The organism is Rhizobium sp. S163, from assembly GCF_030380805.1.
Taxonomy (GTDB): domain Bacteria; phylum Pseudomonadota; class Alphaproteobacteria; order Rhizobiales; family Rhizobiaceae; genus Rhizobium.
On the sequence record NZ_JAUDSA010000003.1, the window covers coordinates 1284911 to 1305500 of the forward strand.

The 20590-nt window shown below is 63.7% G+C and carries 20 protein-coding genes; 11 read left to right on the forward strand and 9 right to left on the reverse strand.

Translation table 11 applies throughout. From position 1 onward, the window contains the following. Positions 1-11: 11 nt before the first annotated feature. A complete protein-coding gene (locus QTL96_RS06540) occupies positions 12-716 on the reverse strand; it encodes a hypothetical protein (protein WP_289727121.1) in 705 nt (234 codons plus the stop codon). A gap of 195 nt (positions 717-911) precedes the next feature. Here QTL96_RS06540 and QTL96_RS06545 point away from each other — a divergent pair, with 195 nt between their 5' ends. Further along, positions 912-1073 (forward strand): hypothetical protein, encoded by a 162-nt coding sequence (locus tag QTL96_RS06545; RefSeq protein ID WP_289727122.1) that lies wholly within the window; start codon positions 912-914, stop codon positions 1071-1073. 134 nt (positions 1074-1207) lie between these two features. On the opposite strand, the gene QTL96_RS06550 is transcribed toward QTL96_RS06545, so the two are convergent. The 6 genes from QTL96_RS06550 to QTL96_RS06575 all read right to left on the reverse strand — a co-directional run bounded on the left by QTL96_RS06550 (position 1208) and on the right by QTL96_RS06575 (position 7013). Then, positions 1208-1870, reverse strand: coding sequence for a GNAT family protein (locus tag QTL96_RS06550; RefSeq protein WP_289727123.1), 663 nt, complete (start codon positions 1868-1870; stop codon positions 1208-1210). A gap of 139 nt (positions 1871-2009) precedes the next feature. Further along, entirely contained in the window at positions 2010-3215 is a 1206-nt protein-coding gene (locus QTL96_RS06555; protein WP_289727124.1) for an adenylate/guanylate cyclase domain-containing protein, read from the reverse strand. A gap of 190 nt (positions 3216-3405) precedes the next feature. After that, the gene (locus QTL96_RS06560; RefSeq protein ID WP_113012467.1) at positions 3406-4272 is read right to left on the reverse strand and encodes an HlyD family secretion protein; all 867 of its coding nucleotides are present in this window, start codon (positions 4270-4272) and stop codon (positions 3406-3408) included. Continuing rightward, entirely contained in the window at positions 4269-4478 is a 210-nt protein-coding gene (locus tag QTL96_RS06565; protein ID WP_047515002.1) for a DUF1656 domain-containing protein, read from the reverse strand. Before QTL96_RS06565 ends, QTL96_RS06560 begins: the two co-directional genes overlap by 4 nt. Further along, complete coding sequence (locus tag QTL96_RS06570) at positions 4475-6568, reverse strand: FUSC family protein (protein ID WP_289727125.1); 2094 nt, start codon at positions 6566-6568, stop codon at positions 4475-4477. The genes QTL96_RS06565 and QTL96_RS06570 overlap by 4 nt, the downstream gene beginning before the upstream one ends. Then, positions 6552-7013 (reverse strand): MarR family transcriptional regulator, encoded by a 462-nt coding sequence (locus tag QTL96_RS06575; RefSeq protein WP_183796194.1) that lies wholly within the window; start codon positions 7011-7013, stop codon positions 6552-6554. Before QTL96_RS06575 ends, QTL96_RS06570 begins: the two co-directional genes overlap by 17 nt. Positions 7014-7262: 249 nt before the next feature. On the opposite strand from QTL96_RS06575, the gene QTL96_RS06580 reads away from it, so the two are divergent. From QTL96_RS06580 to QTL96_RS06615, 8 genes are all read left to right on the forward strand, one after another. Beyond that, positions 7263-8687, forward strand: coding sequence for an efflux transporter outer membrane subunit (locus tag QTL96_RS06580; protein ID WP_289727126.1), 1425 nt, complete (start codon positions 7263-7265; stop codon positions 8685-8687). 165 nt (positions 8688-8852) lie between these two features. After that, the gene (locus QTL96_RS06585) at positions 8853-9917 is read left to right on the forward strand and encodes a LacI family DNA-binding transcriptional regulator (protein WP_289727127.1); all 1065 of its coding nucleotides are present in this window, start codon (positions 8853-8855) and stop codon (positions 9915-9917) included. A gap of 1 nt (position 9918) precedes the next feature. Next, positions 9919-10941 (forward strand): ABC transporter substrate-binding protein, encoded by a 1023-nt coding sequence (locus tag QTL96_RS06590; RefSeq protein ID WP_289727128.1) that lies wholly within the window; start codon positions 9919-9921, stop codon positions 10939-10941. Between the two features lie 72 nt (positions 10942-11013). Then, the gene (locus QTL96_RS06595) at positions 11014-11841 is read left to right on the forward strand and encodes an ABC transporter permease (RefSeq protein WP_018902537.1); all 828 of its coding nucleotides are present in this window, start codon (positions 11014-11016) and stop codon (positions 11839-11841) included. Beyond that, positions 11838-12617, forward strand: a complete 780-nt coding sequence (locus tag QTL96_RS06600; protein ID WP_018902538.1) for an ABC transporter permease — start codon at positions 11838-11840, stop codon at positions 12615-12617. Before QTL96_RS06595 ends, QTL96_RS06600 begins: the two co-directional genes overlap by 4 nt. Next, a complete protein-coding gene (locus QTL96_RS06605) occupies positions 12610-13635 on the forward strand; it encodes an ABC transporter ATP-binding protein (protein WP_289727129.1) in 1026 nt (341 codons plus the stop codon). Before QTL96_RS06600 ends, QTL96_RS06605 begins: the two co-directional genes overlap by 8 nt. Before the next feature lie 4 nt (positions 13636-13639). After that, the gene (locus tag QTL96_RS06610) at positions 13640-14560 is read left to right on the forward strand and encodes a nucleoside hydrolase (RefSeq protein ID WP_289727130.1); all 921 of its coding nucleotides are present in this window, start codon (positions 13640-13642) and stop codon (positions 14558-14560) included. Beyond that, on the forward strand, positions 14557-16335 hold the full coding sequence (locus QTL96_RS06615; protein ID WP_289727131.1) for an adenine deaminase: 1779 nt from the start codon (positions 14557-14559) through the stop codon (positions 16333-16335). The genes QTL96_RS06610 and QTL96_RS06615 overlap by 4 nt, the downstream gene beginning before the upstream one ends. Before the next feature lie 638 nt (positions 16336-16973). On the opposite strand, the gene QTL96_RS06620 is transcribed toward QTL96_RS06615, so the two are convergent. After that, on the reverse strand, positions 16974-18146 hold the full coding sequence (locus QTL96_RS06620; protein WP_289727132.1) for a M20 aminoacylase family protein: 1173 nt from the start codon (positions 18144-18146) through the stop codon (positions 16974-16976). A gap of 237 nt (positions 18147-18383) precedes the next feature. Here QTL96_RS06620 and QTL96_RS06625 point away from each other — a divergent pair, with 237 nt between their 5' ends. Together QTL96_RS06625 and QTL96_RS06630 are read left to right on the forward strand one after the other, a co-directional pair. Then, a complete protein-coding gene (locus tag QTL96_RS06625) occupies positions 18384-19046 on the forward strand; it encodes a sulfite oxidase-like oxidoreductase (protein WP_289727133.1) in 663 nt (220 codons plus the stop codon). A 211-nt stretch (positions 19047-19257) separates the two neighbouring features. After that, entirely contained in the window at positions 19258-19947 is a 690-nt protein-coding gene (locus tag QTL96_RS06630; RefSeq protein ID WP_113012269.1) for a helix-turn-helix transcriptional regulator, read from the forward strand. Here QTL96_RS06630 and QTL96_RS06635 read toward each other — a convergent pair. Further along, positions 19944-20564, reverse strand: a complete 621-nt coding sequence (locus QTL96_RS06635) for a hypothetical protein (RefSeq protein ID WP_289727134.1) — start codon at positions 20562-20564, stop codon at positions 19944-19946. The genes QTL96_RS06630 and QTL96_RS06635 overlap by 4 nt on opposite strands. Positions 20565-20590 lie beyond the last annotated feature (26 nt).

Here is a 20590-nt window from a genome sequence, read left to right on the forward strand (position 1 = left end):
AAACAGCGGCGTTATCGATCGTAACGCCGGCGCATCTCTGCCGCCGCCAAAGGCAGGGCCGCACTTGCGACCGCGCCGAGCGGCAACCGCCGCAGCAATCTGGTCGCAACGAAGGTGAACGCCATCGCGCCGGCAAGCTTCGCCCATGGGTAAGACCCGAGCTGCTCGTGGGCGCTGGCATCCGCCCATTTGGCATTGGCGCTGACAACAGTGCCTGCCTGCTCGCGGATGACGTGAAGCCGGGCGCGCAGATTCTCGACCTCCTCCTGAAGCCGCCGCAGCGATCCTTCCTCGTCGAGCATGTCTTCATCGGCCACGTGATCGTCTTCGAGCACATAATCGGCCGGCGGCCCTTGCTGGCCCTCTTCGGCGGGCGCGTCGGCCTCAAGAGCAGCCAGGTGCTCCTGCAGCGCCGCCTCCGTCTCAAGCCCTTCCGGCCTGCCTTTCTTGCCGCCAACAGCCTCGCTCGTCTTCATCGATGCAGCCGACGACGCGGCGACAGCCGGGTGCTCGCGAAGTTCGTCCGCCGCTATAAACACATCGGTCTCGCCCGCCTCGTGATCGGGATGCGACACCTCGACATCGATGCTATCGGCAAGCTCAAGCGCCTGCTCCGCATTCATGATACCCACCGCCACGCGCCCTTCCTCGGATGTGACGGCGACTTCGACTATGGGCGGCTTCGACTTCTTTTTCATGCCAGTCGCGTTTTTCATGCAAGTCTCCTTTAGCAAGAAAACACCTGCGGGACTCGATGGGTTCCATGACATCTCAATCAAATTCGCTGCGGCAGACCGTCTCTGGAACGCGGGCTTCCCAATCCCCATATATGTCTGGACCACGGAGCAGATATCGCGACGAACCGCGATCCGCCTTCCGCGATAACCCACACAATCGATTGGAGACAAAGGATGGCTCAAGCCACACGAACGGCTGCGTCCGAAGGACCCTATGATGCGGTCACGCTTGCCAAGAAGCACCGCATTTCGGTCGAGGATGCCAAGAAAATCATCGAACAATACGGCGACGACCGCAAAGCGTCCGACAAGGCCGCACGCCGCATCGCCGTCTGACAGACAATGCGGCGGCCAGGAACCCCGGCCGCCGCACGCGTAGAAAATAGTTTTTATAGATCAATGCATTGCCGAGAATTTCGGAATCACATTGAAAGATCGTTCAACAGACGCTCGAAGTGATCAGCAAGACCTCAATCGAAACGCAGCTTGTTTTTTTGCTGCCCCGCATCGTCGAAATTCTCGAGGTCGAGCCACGCCTCGTAGCCGGCCTTCAGCCTCGGCCAGTCGGCATCGATCATCGCGAACCATGCCGTATCGCGGTTCTTGCCCTTGGCCACCATATGTTGGCGAAACACGCCTTCGAAGGTGAAGCCGAAACGCTCAGCCGCCTTCTTCGATGGCTCGTTCGAATTGTTGCATTTCCATTCGAAACGGCGGTAGCCGAGCTTGTCGAAGGCGAGCTTCGCGAAGAGATAGAGCGCCTCGGTGGTGACGCGGCTGCGTGCGATCGCCGGTCCCCACAAGATGTTGCCGATCTCGATCACCCCATGCGTGGCATCGATGCGCATCAGCGCCTGACGCCCCTCGGCGCGGCCGGTACGCTTGTCGATGACGGCGAAGAACATTGGATCCGCCGACACCTCGGCCTTCTCCAGCCACGTTGTGAAGGCTGCCATGTCGGCGGGCGTGTCCTCGAAGAGATAGCGGAAGCGATCGTCAGCGCCCGGTTGCTGCGCCGAGGCGAGCAGATCGCGTCCATGGCGACCGGCATCGAGCGGCTCAAGCCTGACATAGCGTCCTTCGAGAGCAACACGCTCCGGGCGCTCCACGCCCTTCCAGTTCGAGAGATCCATCGAAAATTCCCCATTGTCGACATCAGGCGGCCTTGCCTCCTCGGCTGAGGAAACCGCTGTACGGATATGCTGTTTTAGAGTCTGGCGAATTACTTGGCGAGGTCTAATTTGGCCAACGGCGATCTCAGGACCGCCGCCGTCACAGCGGGGGAAGAAGCGTGAAGAGCTCCTGCGCGCGGTTGACGCCACGCAGCGCGTGCTGGCCGATCGACGTCAGGTCGATCTGCGTCGAGGGAACGATCGCCGCAAAGCTTGCCGACATCAGCACCTTGCGCTGCAGCGACCGACAGAGCGACACGATGCGGCTGACTTCGTTGACGGCAGGGCCGATGACCGTGAAGTCGAGACGGTCCTTACTGCCGATATTGCCGTAGAACACGTCGCCCATATGCAGGCCGAGATAAACGTCCGTGACCGGCCGGCCCTCGATGCGGCGCTGGGCGGTCAGGTCGGAAAGCCGTTTGTCGAGCAGTGTCCGCGCCTTCAGCGCCGAAAGACAGGCGTCGCTCGGCTTCTCGCCCTTGAAGATCGCAAGCGTGCCGTCGCCCATCAGCTTCAACACCTCGCCGCCCGCCTCCTGCACGGAGGAGATCACCGCGTCGGCATAGTCGTTGAGCATCGGAATGATTTCTTCCGGATCGACCGTGTCGGAGATGTGGGTGAAATTGGCGAGGTCGGAAAACCAGAGTGCCGCCGAAATCCGGTCGCTGCGCCCGCGCGTGATCTTGCCGTGCAGCACTTGGTTAGCGGCGTCGTCGCCGAGATAGACCTTGGCGATCGTTCCGGCAACGCCGCTGACGGTCACGCATTTGACGGCCAATGCCAGGCAGGGAAGCAACTCGCGCAAAGCCGCCAGATCACACGGCGAAAAGCCATCGGCGGCCCGCGTGGCGAAATGCGAGAAGAAGCAATCGATCTCGCCGATCGCCCCCTCATCGCCGAAACGATGGGCCATGGCGACAAAGTCGGTGAAACCCGCGGCTTTCAATTCGTCCAGCAGAAAGAACTCGGCGTCATCGCCACGAATGAAAGATCGGCGAACCTCGTTGGTGCCTTCGACCTCGAGATAATGAAACGCCGAGCGCAGCCAGTTGTCGGCGAAGTTGCCCGCCCCGGCGACGCCATAGGCCGAAACGCGCTCGACGGCCTCCAACGCGTCCCACCGGAACGCGCGTCCCTCATAAAGCGGATGCAGCGTGTCGATGACGGCAACCGACCGGCCTATCGGCAGACCGTTCGCGACGCAACGTTCGCAGAAGCCGTCAAGCAGGTCGGCTTCGGAGAGGCCTTTCAGCCCGCTCTGCATCAGCCATTTGGTAATTTCGATAACGTGGCGATCGTCCACGGATGTCTCCTGATCCCAGGCGTCCTTCGAATGGCAAGCATTCACAGGCTACCGGGAATTGGTAGGTTCAGGCATGCGCGGACGGGCTTAATCCGCGCATGCCTCGTCACGGCCCTTGAAGGACCCGTGGGCCGTAACGTGTTGGATCATGTGGGAGGCGCCGAGCCGGCTGCCTCACGCGATTGTTCGATCACTCGATGATCGTGACACTTGCCGTGCGTCCCGCGACCAGCGCAGCACCATCAGGCGCCCCGTCGAGCGTCACGCGAACCGGCACGCGCTGCGCCAGACGAACCCAGGTGAAGGTCGGGTTCACATTGGCAAGCTGGGCACCCGTATCGCTGCGCTCGCGGTCTTCGATGCCGCCTGCAACGCCGGTGACGCGCCCCTTGAGCGGCGTCTCGCTGCCCATCAGGTAGACCAGCGCTTCATCGCCGACCTTGATGCGATCGAGCTTGTTCTCCTCGAAGTAGCCGGAAATGTAGTAGGAGTCGGTATCGATCAGCGCCGTTACCGCACTGCCCGCCGTCACGTAGTTGCCGGGACGCATCGAGAAGTTGGTGAGCACGCCGTTGACAGGTGCGCGCACGACCGAGCGGTCGAGGTTGAGCTGCGCGGTGTCGCGGCTGATGACGGCCTGGTTATAGGTCGCCTCGTCCTGCTGAACCGTGGTCTCCGCCTGCTGGATCTTCTGCCGGGTGACCGAGCTCTCGCCGAGTTTGCGGTAGAGATCGAGATCGCTCTTGGCCATGTCGAGCGCAGCCTTGCTGCTCTCCATCTGTGCCTCGGCCTGGCGCAGCGCCAGTGCAAAGCGAGCCTGGTCGATGCGGAAGATCACATCGCCCTTCTTGACCGTCTGGTTGTCGGTCGCATCGACTTCGCTGACGATGCCGGAAACGTCGGCCGCCAGGTGAACAACGTCGGCGCGCACCTTGCCGTCACGCGTCCACGGATCGTTCATGTAGTAGTCCCAGAGATGCCAGCCCAGCACACCCGCCAGCGCCACGACGACGCCGGTCAGAAGGAAGCGGCCGGAATAAGCAAGAAGCGATTTCATAGTGACACCTTATTCAAAGATAGCGCGAGTGCGCCGAGCAGGCAGAAGTACATGGCCGTATCGAAGAGTGGCCGGTGCCACACGAGACGATAGAATCCGATGAAGGCCAGGATCCGCCGCAGGATGGAGTTGAGAAAGAAGGCCACAACGGCGATTGCCGCCAGCGTGGGTATGAAGACGCCATAAAGATCGAGTTCCGGTCTCATGCCGCGTTCTCCTTTGCGAGTTGTCCGCCGGCCTGAATGGTCGCGTCAGGCACCACGAAGCGCGCATCCGGATACAGATTGTAGCGAAGCGACGTGATGGCCCGGCGTGCGCCCTCGACGGCCGACGACGGATTTTGGTGAAGAAGGTCGGCCAATGCCTTGTCGATCGCCTTCAGCAGGCCCTCGCCCGCCTGGGCGTGACCATGTTTTTGCTTTTGCTGATAGAACTCGGCAATTCCCGACAGGACCTCGGCGACATCCTCGCGGCTGTCGCGCGTCAAGAGCTGGCGGTGGCGCTGCAGTTCCATTGTATTCAAGCCATTGCGCAGATCGCCCAATATGTCGTTCTGGGCGACGGCCGATTCGACTGGAATGCGTGCCAGGCGCGGCGCAACGAGACCGAAGCGATCCACCATGCGGTAGAGCATCCGCGCGAAGTCCGGGGCATCCGACTTGCGCGCCACGGCGACAATATCCGCCCAGCCGGCGCGCAGCACGCGATAGGCCGTCCACTCTGCCCCGACCGAGCGCACCAGCACTGTCGTTCCACAGGCGATGACCAGCCCGATTACCGTGGCCACGTTGGAATTCAGGAACGACGTCATGTCGAGGTTCAGTCGATCCTGAAGGCCGAGCATGGTCGGGAAGTTCACGCCGAAACCCAGGCCGTAAATCATCAGCGACGGCTTTGGCATCAACACGCCTGCCGGAATGAGCACGAGTCCCAGGGCCGCAGCCAGCGGAACGTATCCGTGAACGAACGGCAGCAGGCCGAACTGGAAGACGAAGGCGGCAATGACGGCGAAGATCGAGACATACATGAACTTCAGCATCATCGGTGCGGGATCGTCCATCGTCGAGAAGATGCAGCAGAGCACGCCTGCCATCATCGCCGCGGCGCCACCCTGTGACCAGCCGGTGAGAATCCAGAACGCGGCGGCGAGAAAGGTCGCCAGCATGACCGAAAGACCGGAGTGGATGGCCATGCCGTAGTCGCGGTGGATCGGCGCGCGGTCGAAGAGCGTACCGAAACGCTGCCAGCGCAGTTCGCGGCGGCCGCCGGTTTCGATATCCTCGCGCAGCGCCAGACAGTCGCTCCAGATCTGCAAGAGGTCGCGCAGGCGGGAGGTGAAATTATGGGCGAGAAGGCCGTTCCATTCCTGCTGCTCCCGGCCCTCCTGCTCGGTCTTTTCCATCAGCGCCAAAATTTCCTGCCGCTCTACCTCGCCATAGGAGGCCTCGTGCGACAGTAATTCGGTCACGCGGCCGATCAGTTCGTTGGCCGATGGGGTCAGCTTGCCGTCGGTCGCCTTGCGGAAGGCGTGAAGAAGATCGGCAAGACCGGAAACGACGGGCAGCATGGCGACCATGCGCTGCTGCAGCGTGCGTGTGCGTCCGACCATGTCGCGCAGGCCCGATGTGTCGTAGGCGACGTGCGTGGTGAAGCTGTGCAGATCGACGGCGTCGGCCGCCAGCCTGCGGGCGGCGGCGTGAAGCGCGTCGCTCTTGTCGGTGCTGTTGAGCGTGCTGGTTGCGAGCGCGGCGACATCGCGAACCCAGCTGTCGATGCGCTCGGCAAGGACGGGTCCGGCATGGCGCGGAAAGACCAGACGGCTGACAAGCGCCGCACATATGATGCCGAGCGCGATTTCCTCGACGCGGGCGACGGGATAGGTGAATGCGGTCTCGGGACTGGCAACGATCGGAAAGCTGGTGAGCGCGGTCGTGTAGCCGGCCAGCATGAAGGAATAGCTGCGCGGCGTGCGGTCGAGCAGGCTGACCGCGAGACAGAACGCCATCCAGAGCGCGATCGCCAGCGTCAGAAGCTCGGGCGAATCGACGAGATTGGGCACGAGTATGATGGTCATGGCGCCGCCGATGGCGGTACCGATGAGGCGATAGATCGCCTTCGACGTGCTCGCGCCCGACAGCGGGTGCGCCACGATGTAGACCGTGCCGACGGCCCAGTACGGGTTCGTCAGATCGAAGCAAAGCGCGATGAGAAGCGCCAGCATTGCCGCGATGAAGGTCTTGATGGAGAAAACGACATCCCAGATGCTTGGGGCGATCGTGTTATGGCTGCTCGTCATTATCCTGCGTTCCGGTTATCGCCGCGGTTCGATCCGCGACGGCGCGCAAAACCTCGATAGCGGCATCGACCTGTTCGGGATCGAGATCGCCAAGGATTTGCTCTCGCAACTTTGCCGCACAACGTTCGGCGCGCTCGGCGACCGCTGTGCCCTCTCCGGTAAGCTGCACCAGCTTGATCCTGCGGTCCGCCTCATCGGCGACCCGGCAGATCAGGCCATCATTCTCCAAACTGTCGAGTACGCGCACGAGTGTGGGGCCTTCCACGCCCACCCGTTCGGCCAGTACATTCTGTGGAATCCTGTCGCCATGGCGCAGCAACGCGATAAGCGGTGCGGCACTGGCGTCGGAAAGTTTGTGGTCGGTCAAAGCGGCGTTCAGCGCTCGGCGCCATCCACGCCCGCAGATCATCAGCAACGGTGCGAACTCGGTCCAGGTCTTCTTCATGTTCGTTGTCATGGAATTAGATAACATCCTATCGATTTGAATTCAATGATATTGGTGCATAGCTGCCATTCGATAGTTAGCGAACTCTTATCCGCCCATTGTCTGGTGATCCCCCTCTCAACGCGCCGAGCCCCCTCCTCGCGAAGCTTGCCATGCGACTTTGCCGTGCAACATGGAAAGTAAAAATTAACCATAAGCGATAATAGATTGTTAGCGAACCGCCTTGCGGTCGTTGCCTATGGAGATTTCATGCGCCGCATTGCAATTCTTGCCGGATTATCCGTTCTCGCGGGCTGTGTGAGTGGCCCGGATCATGTTCCCCCGGAGATGCCCCTCCCGGCCAAGTTCAATGAAGGCTCGGCCAAGGCCGACGGCGACGTCTCGACGGTCGCGTGGTGGACCGCTTACCGCGACACCCGCCTGAACGGACTGGTCACCGAGGGCCTCAGCGAGAACCTGTCGATCCAGCAGTCGCTGGAGCGCATCAATGCCGCTGCCGGCAATGTCACCGTGGCTGGCGCTGGTTCGCTGCCGAGCCTGACGGTCGGCGCATCGCACACCACCAGCGGCACGCTCGGCGATCTCTCCACCCGCAACGGCGCCACCAACACGAGCGGCGGCAGCGCCAATGTCGGCTGGCTGCTCGACCTGTTCGGCCAGTATCGCCGTTCCAAGGAAAGCGCCCAGGCTTCGCTCGACGCCGCCTACTCGACCGCCGACGTCGCCAAGCTCACCTATCTCCAGGATCTGGTGAACTCCTACATCAACGCCCGCTACTACCAGGAGCGCATCGCGCTCTCCCGGGCTAACCTGAAATCGCGCCAGGAAACCTACGAGCTGACCAAGTTCCAGCTCGATGCCGGTGCAGCATCGCGTCTCGACGTCGTGCAGGCCGAAGGTCTGGTGCAGTCGACCCAGGCTGAAATCCCGGGTCTGGAAACCAACTTCCGCGTTGCCGCCCACCACATCGCCACCCTGCTCGGCAAGCCGGCCGGCTCGATGGTCGCCGAACTGCAGCGCGGCGGCTCGCAGCCTGTCTTCCGTGCCGGCATCGTCTCCGGCGTTCCGGCCGACCTGATCCGCAATCGTCCCGACATCCGCGTCGCCGAGCGCAATCTGGCCGCCGCCACCGCCAATATCGGTGTTGCGATCAGCCAGCTCTATCCGTCGATCTCGCTCTCCGGTTCGATCTCGCCCACCTACGTCAAGGCGGCCGGCGTTTCCGGCGGCGGCCTGACCAGCTGGTCCTTCGGCCCGACGCTGACGCTGCCGATCTTCGACGGTGGCCGCCTGCGCGCCAATGTCGATATCGCCAAGTCCGACGCCAAGACCCAGTATCTTGCCTGGAAGCAGGCGGTTCTGCAGGCTGTCGAGGAAGTGGAAAACGCGCTGTCGGCGGTTCGCCGCGATGCGCAGACGGTTGCCGCACTCCGCGCCCAGGTCAAGACGACCCAGGAAACGCTGGATCTGTCGACCGCCAGCTACAAGGACGGCGCCTCCTCGCTGCTCGACGTCCTCGACGCCCAGCGTCAGGTCTCGCTCGCCCAGGCAAGCCTGGCCGCAGCCGTCCAGCAGATGGCAACCGATTACGTCGCCCTCAACGTCGCCATCGGCGGCGGCTACAACCCGGGTGGCAACACCGCCCCGGTCAAGGTTGCCGCAAAGACAAACTGAGACGACCACAGCAATTGAGAAAAAGCCCCGGTTCGCCGGGGCTTTTTTGTTTCTGGAGATACCCGCGATTGCGGAAAATCGCAAAGCGGCGCAAGATTGGATTCGACAACGACGGCGTCGTCATGTACGCATTGGTTAAACGATTAATCCAATCCGTCTGATATCATGCCTCCAGCCCGACCGGGACCAAATCTGAGCAGGATCGCAACGTCGCTTGGCGTCTCCGTCGCGACGGTGTCGAACGCGCTCTCGGGAAAGGGCCGTGTGTCGGAACAGCTCGCCGAGCGGATCCGCGAACACGCGGCCGAAATGGGCTATGTCCCGAGCCAAGCGGCGCGCGCGTTGCGCACCGGCCGCAGCGGCGTCATTGGCCTTGTCCTGCCTGATATCGCCAATCCGCTCTTCCCCAAGCTCGCGCAGGCGATCGAATTCGCCGCCACATCGGCCGGCTACGGCGTCCTCATCGCCGACTCCCGCGGCAACATCACCGCGCAGACTGAGGCCATCAACCGGCTGGTCGAGCGCGGCGTCGAGGGACTTGTCATCGTCCCGCGCCGAGCGACCCGCATCTCAGCCGCAAGCTGTCCCGTCGCCGTCATCGACACGGCCTCGACACCCGGCAACACGGTCGCCGCCGATCACTGGCAGGGCGGACGCGATATCGCGGACCATCTTGCCGAACTCGGCCACAAGCGCATCCTTGTGATCGGCAACAACCCCGAATCCAACGTCCAGAACGATCGCGTCGGCGGCATCCGCTCCGGATTGCGCCCCGACATGCACTCCTCCACCCTTTGGGTCGAGCGCCTGGAACGCGAAAACGGCATGGGCTGCACGCTCGGCCTCGCCGAAAAGGTCCGCGAAGGCTACACCGCCTTTGCCGCGCTGTCGGACCTGCAGGCTCTGAGGGCGCTCACCGAACTGCAGCGCGACGGCATCGTCGTCCCCGACATGGCAAGCGTCACCGGCTTCGACGACCTGATCTTCTCCCCAGTCATCACGCCGAGCCTGACGACGGTGGCGATGGACATGGCGACGATCGCCGATGTCGCCATCTCGTCGCTCTTGAAAACCATACAGGCAAGCGGCAGCCGCGACGGCGTGCTCGTCGCTTCCGAAACCGATCGGGTGCCCATGCAGCTGATCGTTCGCCAATCATCGGGCCCAGTCGATCCAACCAATCGCGACCCAAGCAAACTGGACCTAGCCTCTCAGACGGAGAACTCCTGACATGAAGCATGCCCTCATCGCCTCGGCGGCCCTTCTGGCCCTGACACCGGTTGTCGCCAGCGCTCAGGAAAAAACACTCACCATCTCCGTCTACGCCTTCGCGCAGGATGACTTCAAATCGATCGTCTACGACCCCTTCGAAGCCAAGTGCGACTGCAAGCTGGTGGTCGAGACCGGCAACAGCGTCGAGCGTCTGGCGAAGATGGAAGCGAACAAGGCCAACCCCGTCGTCGACATGGCCGTCGTCTCCATGGCCGATGCGCTGTCAGCCACCCGCAAGGGCCTGATCGACAAGATCGACACGTCGAAGCTCACCAATTTCGGCAAGCTCTACGACCTCGCCAAAGATCCGAACGGCGACGGCATGAGCGTCGGCTACACCTTCTACGCCACTTCGATCGCCTACCGCTCCGACAAGATGAAGATCGAGAGCTGGGCCGATCTGCTGAAGCCTGAGTATGTCGGCCACGTCGCCTTCCCCAATGTCACCACCAACCAGGGCCCGCCGGCGCTCTACATGCTGGGCCTGGCACTCGGCAGCGACAACCCGGACCTGAAAGCGCCGATCGCAGCCGTCGGCGAGAAGAAGGACGACATCGTCACCTTCTATGAGAAGTCCTCGCAGCTGGTGCAACTGATGCAGCAGGAAGAAATCTGGGCCGCCCCGATCGGCCGCTTCTCCTGGGCCGGCTTCACCAAGCTCGACGTTCCCGTCTCCTGGGCCACCCCCAAGGAAGGCCAGACCGGCGGCATGAATGTCATGGTCATGACCAAGGGCTCGAAGAATCAGGACCTCGCGCTTGAGTTCATGGATTTCTGGCTCTCCACCGAGATCCAGACCAAGCTCGCCGAAAAGCTGGTCGACAGCCCGGCCAACAAGGAGGTGAAGGTCTCCGACGAGGCCGCCAACAACCTCACCTACGGCGAAGACACGGTAAAGAACCTCAAGCTCATCCCCTCGGCCGCAGCCCTCGATAACCGCGCCGGCTGGCTGAAGGATTGGAACGACACGGTCGGCCAGTAACGGCCAGTCACCAACAGGACGGTTCCGGCTCCGGCTGGAGCCGCCTTATGCGATTGCTCTGAAAGACGCCTCATGTTTCAAAACCGCACGGAAGCCCTGGCGCTTGCCTTGCCCGCGGCCCTGTTCGCCGCGCTGGTATTCCTGCTGCCCGTCGTCATCCTTCTCTCCGAAGGATTTCACATCGACGGCAGCTGGACGCTCAGCGCCTATACCGGCTTCTTCTCGCAATCGCTGAACCGCACGGTCTTCCTGCGCACCTTCAAGCTCGGCCTCGAAGTCACCGCTGTCTCGGCCGTCATCGGCTATGCGGCGGCCTTTGCCATTGTCAACCTGCCGCCGAAGGGCAAGGGCCGGATGATCGGCCTCGTGACGCTCCCCCTTATGATCTCGCCGGTTGCCCGCACCTATGCCTGGATCGTCATTCTCGGCCGCACGGGGATCGTCAACCAGGCGATCCAGGGTCTGGGCCTCAGCGACAGCCCGTTGCGCCTGCTCTTCACCGAGACCGCCGTCTTCATCGGCCTGCTGCAGCTCTTCCTGCCGCTGATGATCCTCTCCCTTATCAGCGCGCTCGAAAACATGCCGAAGGACGCCATTCCGGCCGCCCGCGTGCTCGGCGCCAACTGGTTTCAGGTGTTCTGGAAGGTGATCCTGCCTCTGACCCGCGAAGGCCTCGTCGTCGGCGGCACGCTCGTCTTCACCGGCTCGCTCACCGCCTACATCACCCCCGCCGTGCTCGGCGGCTCCAAGGTGCTGATGCTGGAAACCCTGCTCTACCAGCAGGTTTCGGTCGCCAACGACTTCGTCGCCGCCAGCGTCATCGCCTTCATGCTGATCGTCATGAGCTTCGCCGCCAACATCCTGCTGAAACGCCTTGCTACAGCGAGGAACAAGCGATGACCTCCCGCATCCTCTCGCCGCTGGTGCTCGGCCTGCTGCTGATCTTCCTGATCGGCCCCTTCTTCATCATCATCGCCGCCTCGCTGTCGGCTGGCGATACACTGGCCTTCCCGCCGCAGGGCCTGTCGCTGCGCTGGGTCTTCAAGGTCTTCACCATCGACAGCTTCCGCGACAGCTTCGCCATGTCGATGCTGCTCGCCGTCGGCGGCACGCTGGCAGCGCTTGTCCTCGGCATCCCCGCCGCTTACGCGCTGTCGCGCTACAAGCTGCCCGGCGCCGAAACCATCCGCACCATCGTCTCGCTGCCGATCATCGTGCCGGGGATCATCGTCGGCCTGGCGCTGTTGCGCTATCTGGTCGTGCCCTTCGGCTTCAACATCACGCTGGCGCTGTTCTTCGCGCACACGGCACTGGTACTCCCCTATGCCGTGCGCGTCGTCTCGGCGAGCCTCAACAACCTGCGCTCCGATATCGAGGAGGCGGCCGTGTTGCTCGGCTCGTCGCGATCAGGCGCCTTCTTCCGCGTGGTGATGCCGAACATCCGCGGCGGCATCCTCGCCGCCTTCATCCTCGGCTTCGTCACCAGCTTCAACCAGGTGCCCGTCTCGCTCTTCCTCTCCGGTCCCGGCGTCCGCACGCTGCCGATCGACATGCTGGGCTACATGGAAACCACCTACGACCCGTCGATCGCCGCCCTTTCGGCGCTGCTCGCCTTTCTATCCATCGGCATCGTCTTCCTTGCCGAACGCTTCCTGGGGTTCTCTCGCTATGTCTGACACCTATCTGCAACTCGACAAGCTGACGCTTGCCTACGGCGATACGGTCGCGGTGAAGGATCTCGATCTCTCGATCAAAAAGGGCGAACTCGTCGCCCTTCTCGGCCCCTCCGGCTGCGGCAAGACCACGACCATGCGTTCCATCGCCGGCCTGCTCAACCCGGCCTCCGGCCGCATCACCCTGGATGGCGCCGATATCACCCGCGTTTCCGCCAACAAGCGCAATGTTGGCCTGGTCTTCCAGTCCTACGCGCTGTTCCCGCATCTGACCGTCTATGAAAACGTCGCCTTCGGCCTGCGTCTCAAGGGCGTCAGCGGCCAGGATCTCGACAGCAAGGTGACAGCAGGCATCAAGTCCGTCGGCCTCGCCAGTTTCGCATCGCGCAAGCCGGGCGAACTCTCCGGCGGCCAGCAGCAGCGCGTGGCGCTTGCCCGTTCCATGGTCATGGAACCAAAGGTGCTGCTCCTCGACGAGCCGCTCTCCAACCTCGACGCCCGACTGCGTCTGGAAATGCGCGCCGAGCTGCAGCGCGTCCAGAAGGAAACCGGCGTCACAATGATCTTCGTCACCCACGACCAGATCGAGGCGCTGGCGCTCGCCGACCGGATCGTGGTGATGCTGAACGGCGGCATCGAACAGATCGGCACGCCAGAAGAAATCTACAACAAGCCCGTCTCGGCCTTCGTCGCCGATTTCGTCGGCTTCGAAAACGTCTTTGCGCTGGAGAACGGCAAGCTCGCGACATCCAACTCACTCGTCGAGCTTTCCGCTCCAGTGCCGCAGGCCGTGAAGGGCCTGGCCTGGCGTCCGCGCATGGTGATCCTTGGTTCAGGTCCTTTCCAAGGCACCGTGCGCGGCACCTCGTTTGCCGGCAACGTCAGAGAATATCTGCTCGACACACCGCTAGGCCCGATCAAGGCCGAGGTCGATGCCGCCGAGCCGAGCCATGCCATCGGCTCAACGCTTGCCTTCGATCTGCCACTCGCGGCCGCGGCCCCACTCTCTCGCTACAGGTAATATCATGGGCGTCTGGATCGACACCGACATGGGCTTCGACGACATCGCCGCCATTCTGGTCGTGGCGCATGCCAAGCTCGACATTGCGGGCATCTCGCTGGTCTTCGGCAACACGCCGCTGCCGCAGGTGCGCGTAAACGCCGCCGGCGCCGCAAAGGCCTTCGGCTGGACTTTCCCGATCCACTCCGGCCGCGCCTCAGCCGTGCTGGGAGAGATCGAGACCGCCCAGGCCATCCTCGGCGAAACGGGCATCCCGACATCAGGCAAGACGCTGCCCGACGCCCCAGCCCTGCCCGAGAGCGACGCGTTCACCGCGCTCTGCAACTGGCTTGAGCAGGACGGCCCGCACCGCATCCTGGCGCTCGGCCCGCTGACGAACATCGCGGCCCTCGCACTCGCCCGCCCCGATCTCGCCGCCCGCATCACCGAGCTCACCTGGATGGGCGGCGGCGTCACGGCTGGCAACCACACGGCATCCGCCGAGTTCAACGCGCTGGCCGACCCCGAAGCGCTGGCCATCGTCATCGCCTCCGGCCTGCCGCTGCGCATGGTCGATCTCGACCTCTGCCGCAAGGTCATCGCTTTCCCTGACGACGTCGCCCCGATCAGCAAGGCCGGCGGCGCCAACGCCGAGATGCTGGCCGATTTCCTCGACGGCTATATCGGCATCGGCACCAGCCGCGGCCGCACGGGCATGGCGATCTACGACCCATGCGCCGCCGTGGCCTTCGCTCACCCCGAGATCGTCACCTTCCGTGCCGCCCGTATCGACGTCGAGCTACAAGGCAAACTGACGCGTGGCCGCACCGTGGTCGAAACCCGCGCCACCCACGCCAAGCCGAATGCAGACTATGCCGTCGAGATCGACAGCGAGGCCGCCCGCGCCATCATCCTCGGCGCGCTCCAGCAGGAGGCCGCCCGATGAGCCAGTTGGAACCGATGGACCTCAGCGATCCCAAGCTGCGTGCCCGCGCCGTTGCCGCAGCACGCGGCGATGCGCCCTTCGACGTGCTGATCACGGGTGGACAGCTGCTCGACGTCGTCACCGGCCTGATCCGTGACGCCGATATCGGCCTCGTCGGCCCGCTGATCGCAAGCGTTCATGCGCCGCAGAGCCGCAAGGACGCCGAGGAGACGATCGACGCTCGCGGCAGCATCATCGCGCCCGGCCTGATCGACACCCACATGCACATCGAAAGCTCGATGGTGACCCCATCAGCCTACGCCGCCGCCGTCCTGCCGCGCGGTGTCACGACCGTCGTCTGGGATCCGCATGAATTCGGCAATGTCCACGGCATCGATGGCGTGCGCTGGTCGATCGAGGCAACGCGCGGCTTGTCCCTGCGCACCATCCTGCTTGCCCCCTCCTGCGTCCCCTCGGCGCCGGGCCTTGAGGTCGCGGGTGCCGATTTCGACGCCTCCGTCATATCCGAACTGCTGCGTCGGCCCGAGATCGGCGGCGTCGCCGAAGTCATGAACATGCGCGGGGTCATCGAAGGCGATCCCCGCATGACCGGGATCGTCAATGCCGGCCTTGCATCCGGCAAGCTGGTCTGCGGCCACGCGCGCGGACTTGAAGGCAGCGATCTCAACGCCTTCATGGCGGCGGGCGTCACCTCCGACCACGAGCTCACCTCGGCCGACGACCTGCTGCGCAAGCTCGCCGCCGGCCTGACGATCGAGCTGCGCGGCTCCCACGATCACCTGCTGCGCGAATTCGTGGCGGCGCTAAACGGCATCGGCCACCTGCCGTCCACCGTAACGCTCTGCACCGACGACGTCTTTCCCGACGAGCTCTATCATTGCGGCGGCCTCGATGACGTCGTGCGCCGGCTGGTCAGCTACAGCATGAAGCCCGAATGGGCGCTGCGCGCCGCGACCTTCAACGCCGCCCAGCGCCTGCGCCGTCCCGACCTCGGCCTGATCGCCGCCGGCCGCCGCGCCGATATCGTCCTGTTCAAGGATTTCACCGAGTTCGAGACAACAGCCGTCTTCACCAATGGCCGCCTCGTCTCGCGCGACGGCAAGATGGCGATCGACCTGCCCGCAGTCGACAGCGCGCCGCTGCAGCACTCCGTCAAGCTCCCGGCGCTGACAGAAAACGACTTCCGCATCCCGTCCGAAGGCAGCCGCGTCCGCGTCGCCACCATCGACCGCCCGCGCTTCACCCAATGGGCGGAAGCCGAGACCGACGTCGAGGACGGTTACGTCGTCCCACCCGAGGGCAGCGCGATGATCTCCGTCGTCCACCGCCACGGCAAGGTCGACGCCCGCCCGCGCATCGGCTTCCTCACCGGCTGGGGCACTTGGCGCGGCGCCTTCTGCACCACGGTTTCACACGATAGCCACAACCTCACCGTCTTCGGCGGCAACGTCGCCGACATGACCATTGCCGCCAACGCCGTGATCGCGGCCGGCGGCGGCATGGCTGTCGTGCAGGATGGCGAGATCAAGGTGCTCCTTCCGCTCCCACTCTCCGGCCTCGTCAGCGAGGCCCCGCTCGAAGAAACGGCCGAAACCTTCCGCGCCATCCGCCGCGCCATGGAAGACGTCGTCGACTGGAGACCGCCCTACCTCGTCTTCAAGGCCTGCTTCGGCGCCACCCTCGCCTGCAACCTCGGCCCGCATCAGACGGATCGCGGGATTGCCGATGTGCTGACGGGACGGGTGATGGAGACGCCGGTGATTGAGGTGTTGTAGGAGTGCTTAAGGGGGGTGAGGGTGTGCCGTGAAGCCCCCTCATCCGACCCTTCGGGCCACCTTCTCCCCGCTGGGGAGAAGGGAAATGCCGCACCGTTTCCGCTCGTCCGCAGCGCTTGAGACAGGCCGAGCGGCCCGCCACGACTCTCTTCTCCCCCGCGGGGAGAAGGTGCCGGCAGGCGGATGAGGGGGCCACACGCGCCAATGTCGCCTGCACCGAAACACACCACAAAACCCCGCGCCCGAGCAAGGCCCGGCGACGGTCGGCAAAAAGCGGGAATGGGCAGGCGGCATAGTATTGAGTGGTATGGGTATCAGGCGTTCCCACCTGCCCGATCGCTTAGAGGTTTCCGGTTCGTCCGGGCCGACAGGAGCGTCTCTCGGCCTTTCCTTGCCGGATGGATATCGGGCCCTGACAGCCCTTGATCCACCTGTGGCGACCATCACCGAACGCCGGATACCAAACGTGGCGTGACCGGTTCGCGAACCCGGCTCCCTGTCCGATGACATGGCCATTGTGGAGCGGCACCGGATGACGGGGATGAAAGAGGACGACGATTTAGGCCAAGGCGCTGATTACCAACCGATATTTTTCGTGCGCGGCACTAAATTTTGCCCGCCCGCCACAAACGGCACCCTCACCCCGCAGCCAACTCCCGCTCCACCAGCCGCGTCCAGAACGCCACGCCCGGCCCGATCGCCGCATCGTTGAAATCGTAAGCCGTATTGTGATGCAGCGCGCCATCCACCGCCGGGCCGTTGCCGAGCCAGACGTAGCAGCCCGGGGCCTGCTGCCCGAAGAAGGCGAAGTCGTCGCCCGCCGTCGAGGGCGGGAAGTGCGTCACGACCTTCTCGCCGAACACGTCGGAAGCCGCAGCCAATGCCCGCTCCGTCGCATCCGCATCGTTGACGACGGGCGGAATGCGCCGTTCGAAGCCGTAGTCGGCGGCAATCCCGAACATCGACGCCGTGCCCTCCGCCAACCGGCCGATCTCGTGCTCCAGCTGGTCGCGGACATCTGGCGAATAGGCGCGCGCCGTGCCGCCGATCTCGACGATATCGGGGATGACGTTGAGCGCATTGGGATCGCCCGCCTGAAGCGAGCAGGCGCTGACGACGGCCGGCTGCAGCGGGTCGACGACGCGGCCGACGATGGTCTGCAGCGATGAGAGGAACGTGCCGGCGGCGGTGATCGGATCGCGGCCGAGATGCGGCTTGGCGCCGTGCGTGCCGGTGCCCCGGAAGGTGACGCGCCAGCTGTCGGAGGAGGCCAGCTGCGGACCGGCGACCACGGCCATCTCATCGACGGCAAGTCCCGGCATGTTGTGCAGCCCGTAGACGGCATCGCAGCGGAAGAGCTCGAACAGCCCATCCTCCACCATCCGCTTCGCCCCGCCGCGTCCTTCCTCGGCCGGCTGGAAGATGAAATGCACGGTGCCGGAGAAGCCGCGCGTTGCCGCGAGATGCCGGGCAGCGCCTAACAGCATCGTCGTGTGCCCGTCATGACCGCAGGCATGCATCTTGCCGGGCACCGTCGACTTGTAGGGCCGATCGGCGATCTCGGGCATGGCGAGCGCATCCATGTCGGCGCGAAGCCCGATCGTCCGCGTGCCGTTGCCCACCTGCAGCGTGCCGACCACGCCGGTGCCGCCGAGCCCGCGATGAACCTTGATGTCCGCCTCGCTCAAGAGCTTGGCGACGATGTCGCTGGTCCGCACTTCCTCGAACCCGAGCTCCGGATGCGCGTGCAGATCGCGGCGCAGCGCGGTGAGGAACGGCAGATCGGCTTCGATCTCGGCGGAAATGGGCATGCGATTGAGGATCCTGTAAATGCGATCGAGCGCCGGAGCGACGCCCGCGATAGACCTTGTTTATCAGGCAAATGGGCGGCGAATTCAACCTTTCGCGACTGCAGCATTGCCGTGTGCGGCGCCGTTTTCGCCGACCTCCCGCACTTGTGAACGCGCGGCGAATTTGCGTCGCGACACCGCCGCTTGACAGAAAGCAAGCACAGGTGACGTAATCCCGGCAACGCGAAAGGCCGCACGATGAGCGACGACCAGATCCCCGCCGATAGCAAGCTCACCAATTCGAAACGCCGCTGGGCCGACGAAGGCAAGTTCCTGACCGGCCGCACGAGCCGGCCGGAGACCGACCGGCTGCCGCCCGGCCAGCATCTCGTCAAGAACTGGCCGGTGCTCGATCTCGGCGAGCAGCCTGTAGTCTCCACCGACACATGGCGGCTGGAAGTCGGCGGGCTGGTCGAGACGCCGCTTGATCTCAGCTGGGCGGCCTTTCAGGCGCTGGAACAGAGCACCCGGGTGTCCGACATCCACTGTGTCACGACATGGTCGCGCTACGACAACAAGTGGAAGGGCGTCGCCACGCGCGATCTGCTCGACCTCGCCATGCCGAAGATGCAGGCAAGCCACGTCATGCTGACCAGCTATGACGGCTACACGACCAACCTGCCGCTTGCCGATTTCGCGGCCGAAGACGCCATTCTCGCCACCGCCTGGGAAGACCTGCCGCTGACCCGCGAACATGGCGGGCCGATGCGGCTGATCGTGCCGCATCTCTATCTATGGAAGAGCGCCAAATGGCTGCGCCGCATCGACATCATGGCGGCGGATGCAGCCGGTTTCTGGGAACGCAACGGCTACAGCATGTATGGCGATCCCTGGCGCGAACAGCGCTACGCCGACGATTGATCGTTGCGCATCCGCGAAGCCTCGAACGCTTGGAGGGACCAAACGCGTTTAACGCGCATTCCTTCCCGTTCGACGCGAAGATTTACTCGCCTCTACATTGAATATTCTGTTCAAACGAATCCTTTGGTGTAAGTTGACCGCAGAATGGTGCACCGCATGAACCCATCCTGGGTTGTTCGATTAACCTGTCGCACATTTCACGCCTGAGTTGATGACCAAGGACACCACGTTTCACACTGTCACGCAGAAACTTCTCGACGCCTGGCTGAGCACGTCTCCAGACAAGCCCGGGCCGCCCGAGGCTGTCTATCGCGATGCGGTCGACCTTTTGACGATCAAGATGCGGCTGACGGTCATCGTGCTCGATGGCGAAGATCCGCTCGATTGGCAGCTGCAGGGGGTCCGCTCCTCCGGCTTCGCCTCGCGCATCCTCAACATCAACAAGCTCTTCGCGAACCAGCGCATCGGCGATTTCAAGGATCGCAACTACATGGAGACGGCGGTCATTCCGCGCTATCGCGAGGTGATCGCCTCGCAGAAGCCGTCGATGGAAATGGTCAAGACCACGCTGCTCGGCGTCAACATCGCCTATGAGCGCCTGATCCTGCCGCAAAGGACGACCGAGGCCAGGCCGGCATGGCTGCTGACCGTCACCAACGGCCGCTTCATGTTCAACGCGCCGGAGCAGCAGGCCAAGCTCGACGGCATCGACGAGGCTGTCGTGCAGCTTTTGGCCGAGGGCGCGACCGCCAAGCAGATCGCCACCGAACTCGGCATCTCGCACCGCACGGTCGAGCACAGGCTGGAGCGGATGAAGGAACGATACGGCGCCAAGAACACGGTGCACCTCACCGCGATGCTGGTGGCAATGCATCTGCACCGCGAAACCGACCGGAACTAGCTCTGCTTAGGCGTCTTCGCGCCGAGCAACCGCCGACACGCGATCACCATCAGAAAGCAGAGAGCCGCAAGGCCGGTCAGCGATGCCATGCTGGCGGGGTGCGTCGGGATATCGGCCCAATGCGGGCGGATCACGTCGGCCGTGTTGAAGGCCTCGCCGCTGAACGCGCAGGTGATCAGCGACAGCCCGCGCATGGTCATGGCGACATCGATCTCGGAGACGATCGCCCCCGCAGCTTTGGTCTCGCGCGGCATGTCGCGCAGCTTGAGCAGCACCGCCTTGGTGGCCGCCAGATAGGCGTGCGAGCATTCGTTGAAGGGGCTTACCTCATCCGTCACGCCGCCGGGCATCTTGCCCCAGAAGCAATAGGCATACTGGATCGCCGCATAGTTCAGCACGCGACGGAACGGCTCGTCGGTATCGGTGGCGCGCGATGCGAGATCGATGATGGCGGCCCGATGCTCCGCCATCACGATCATCTCGCCATGCGAAATCTCGGGAATGGCAAGGCCGGTGTGCGGCCCGTCGGTGCTGCGCTGATGCGCAAGCGCCTGCCCGCTGGCGGCAAGCAGCGGCAGGATGAGGCACAATAACAGGCGAGCGGATCGGGCGATCATGTCAAACAAAAGCCCCGGCCGAACCG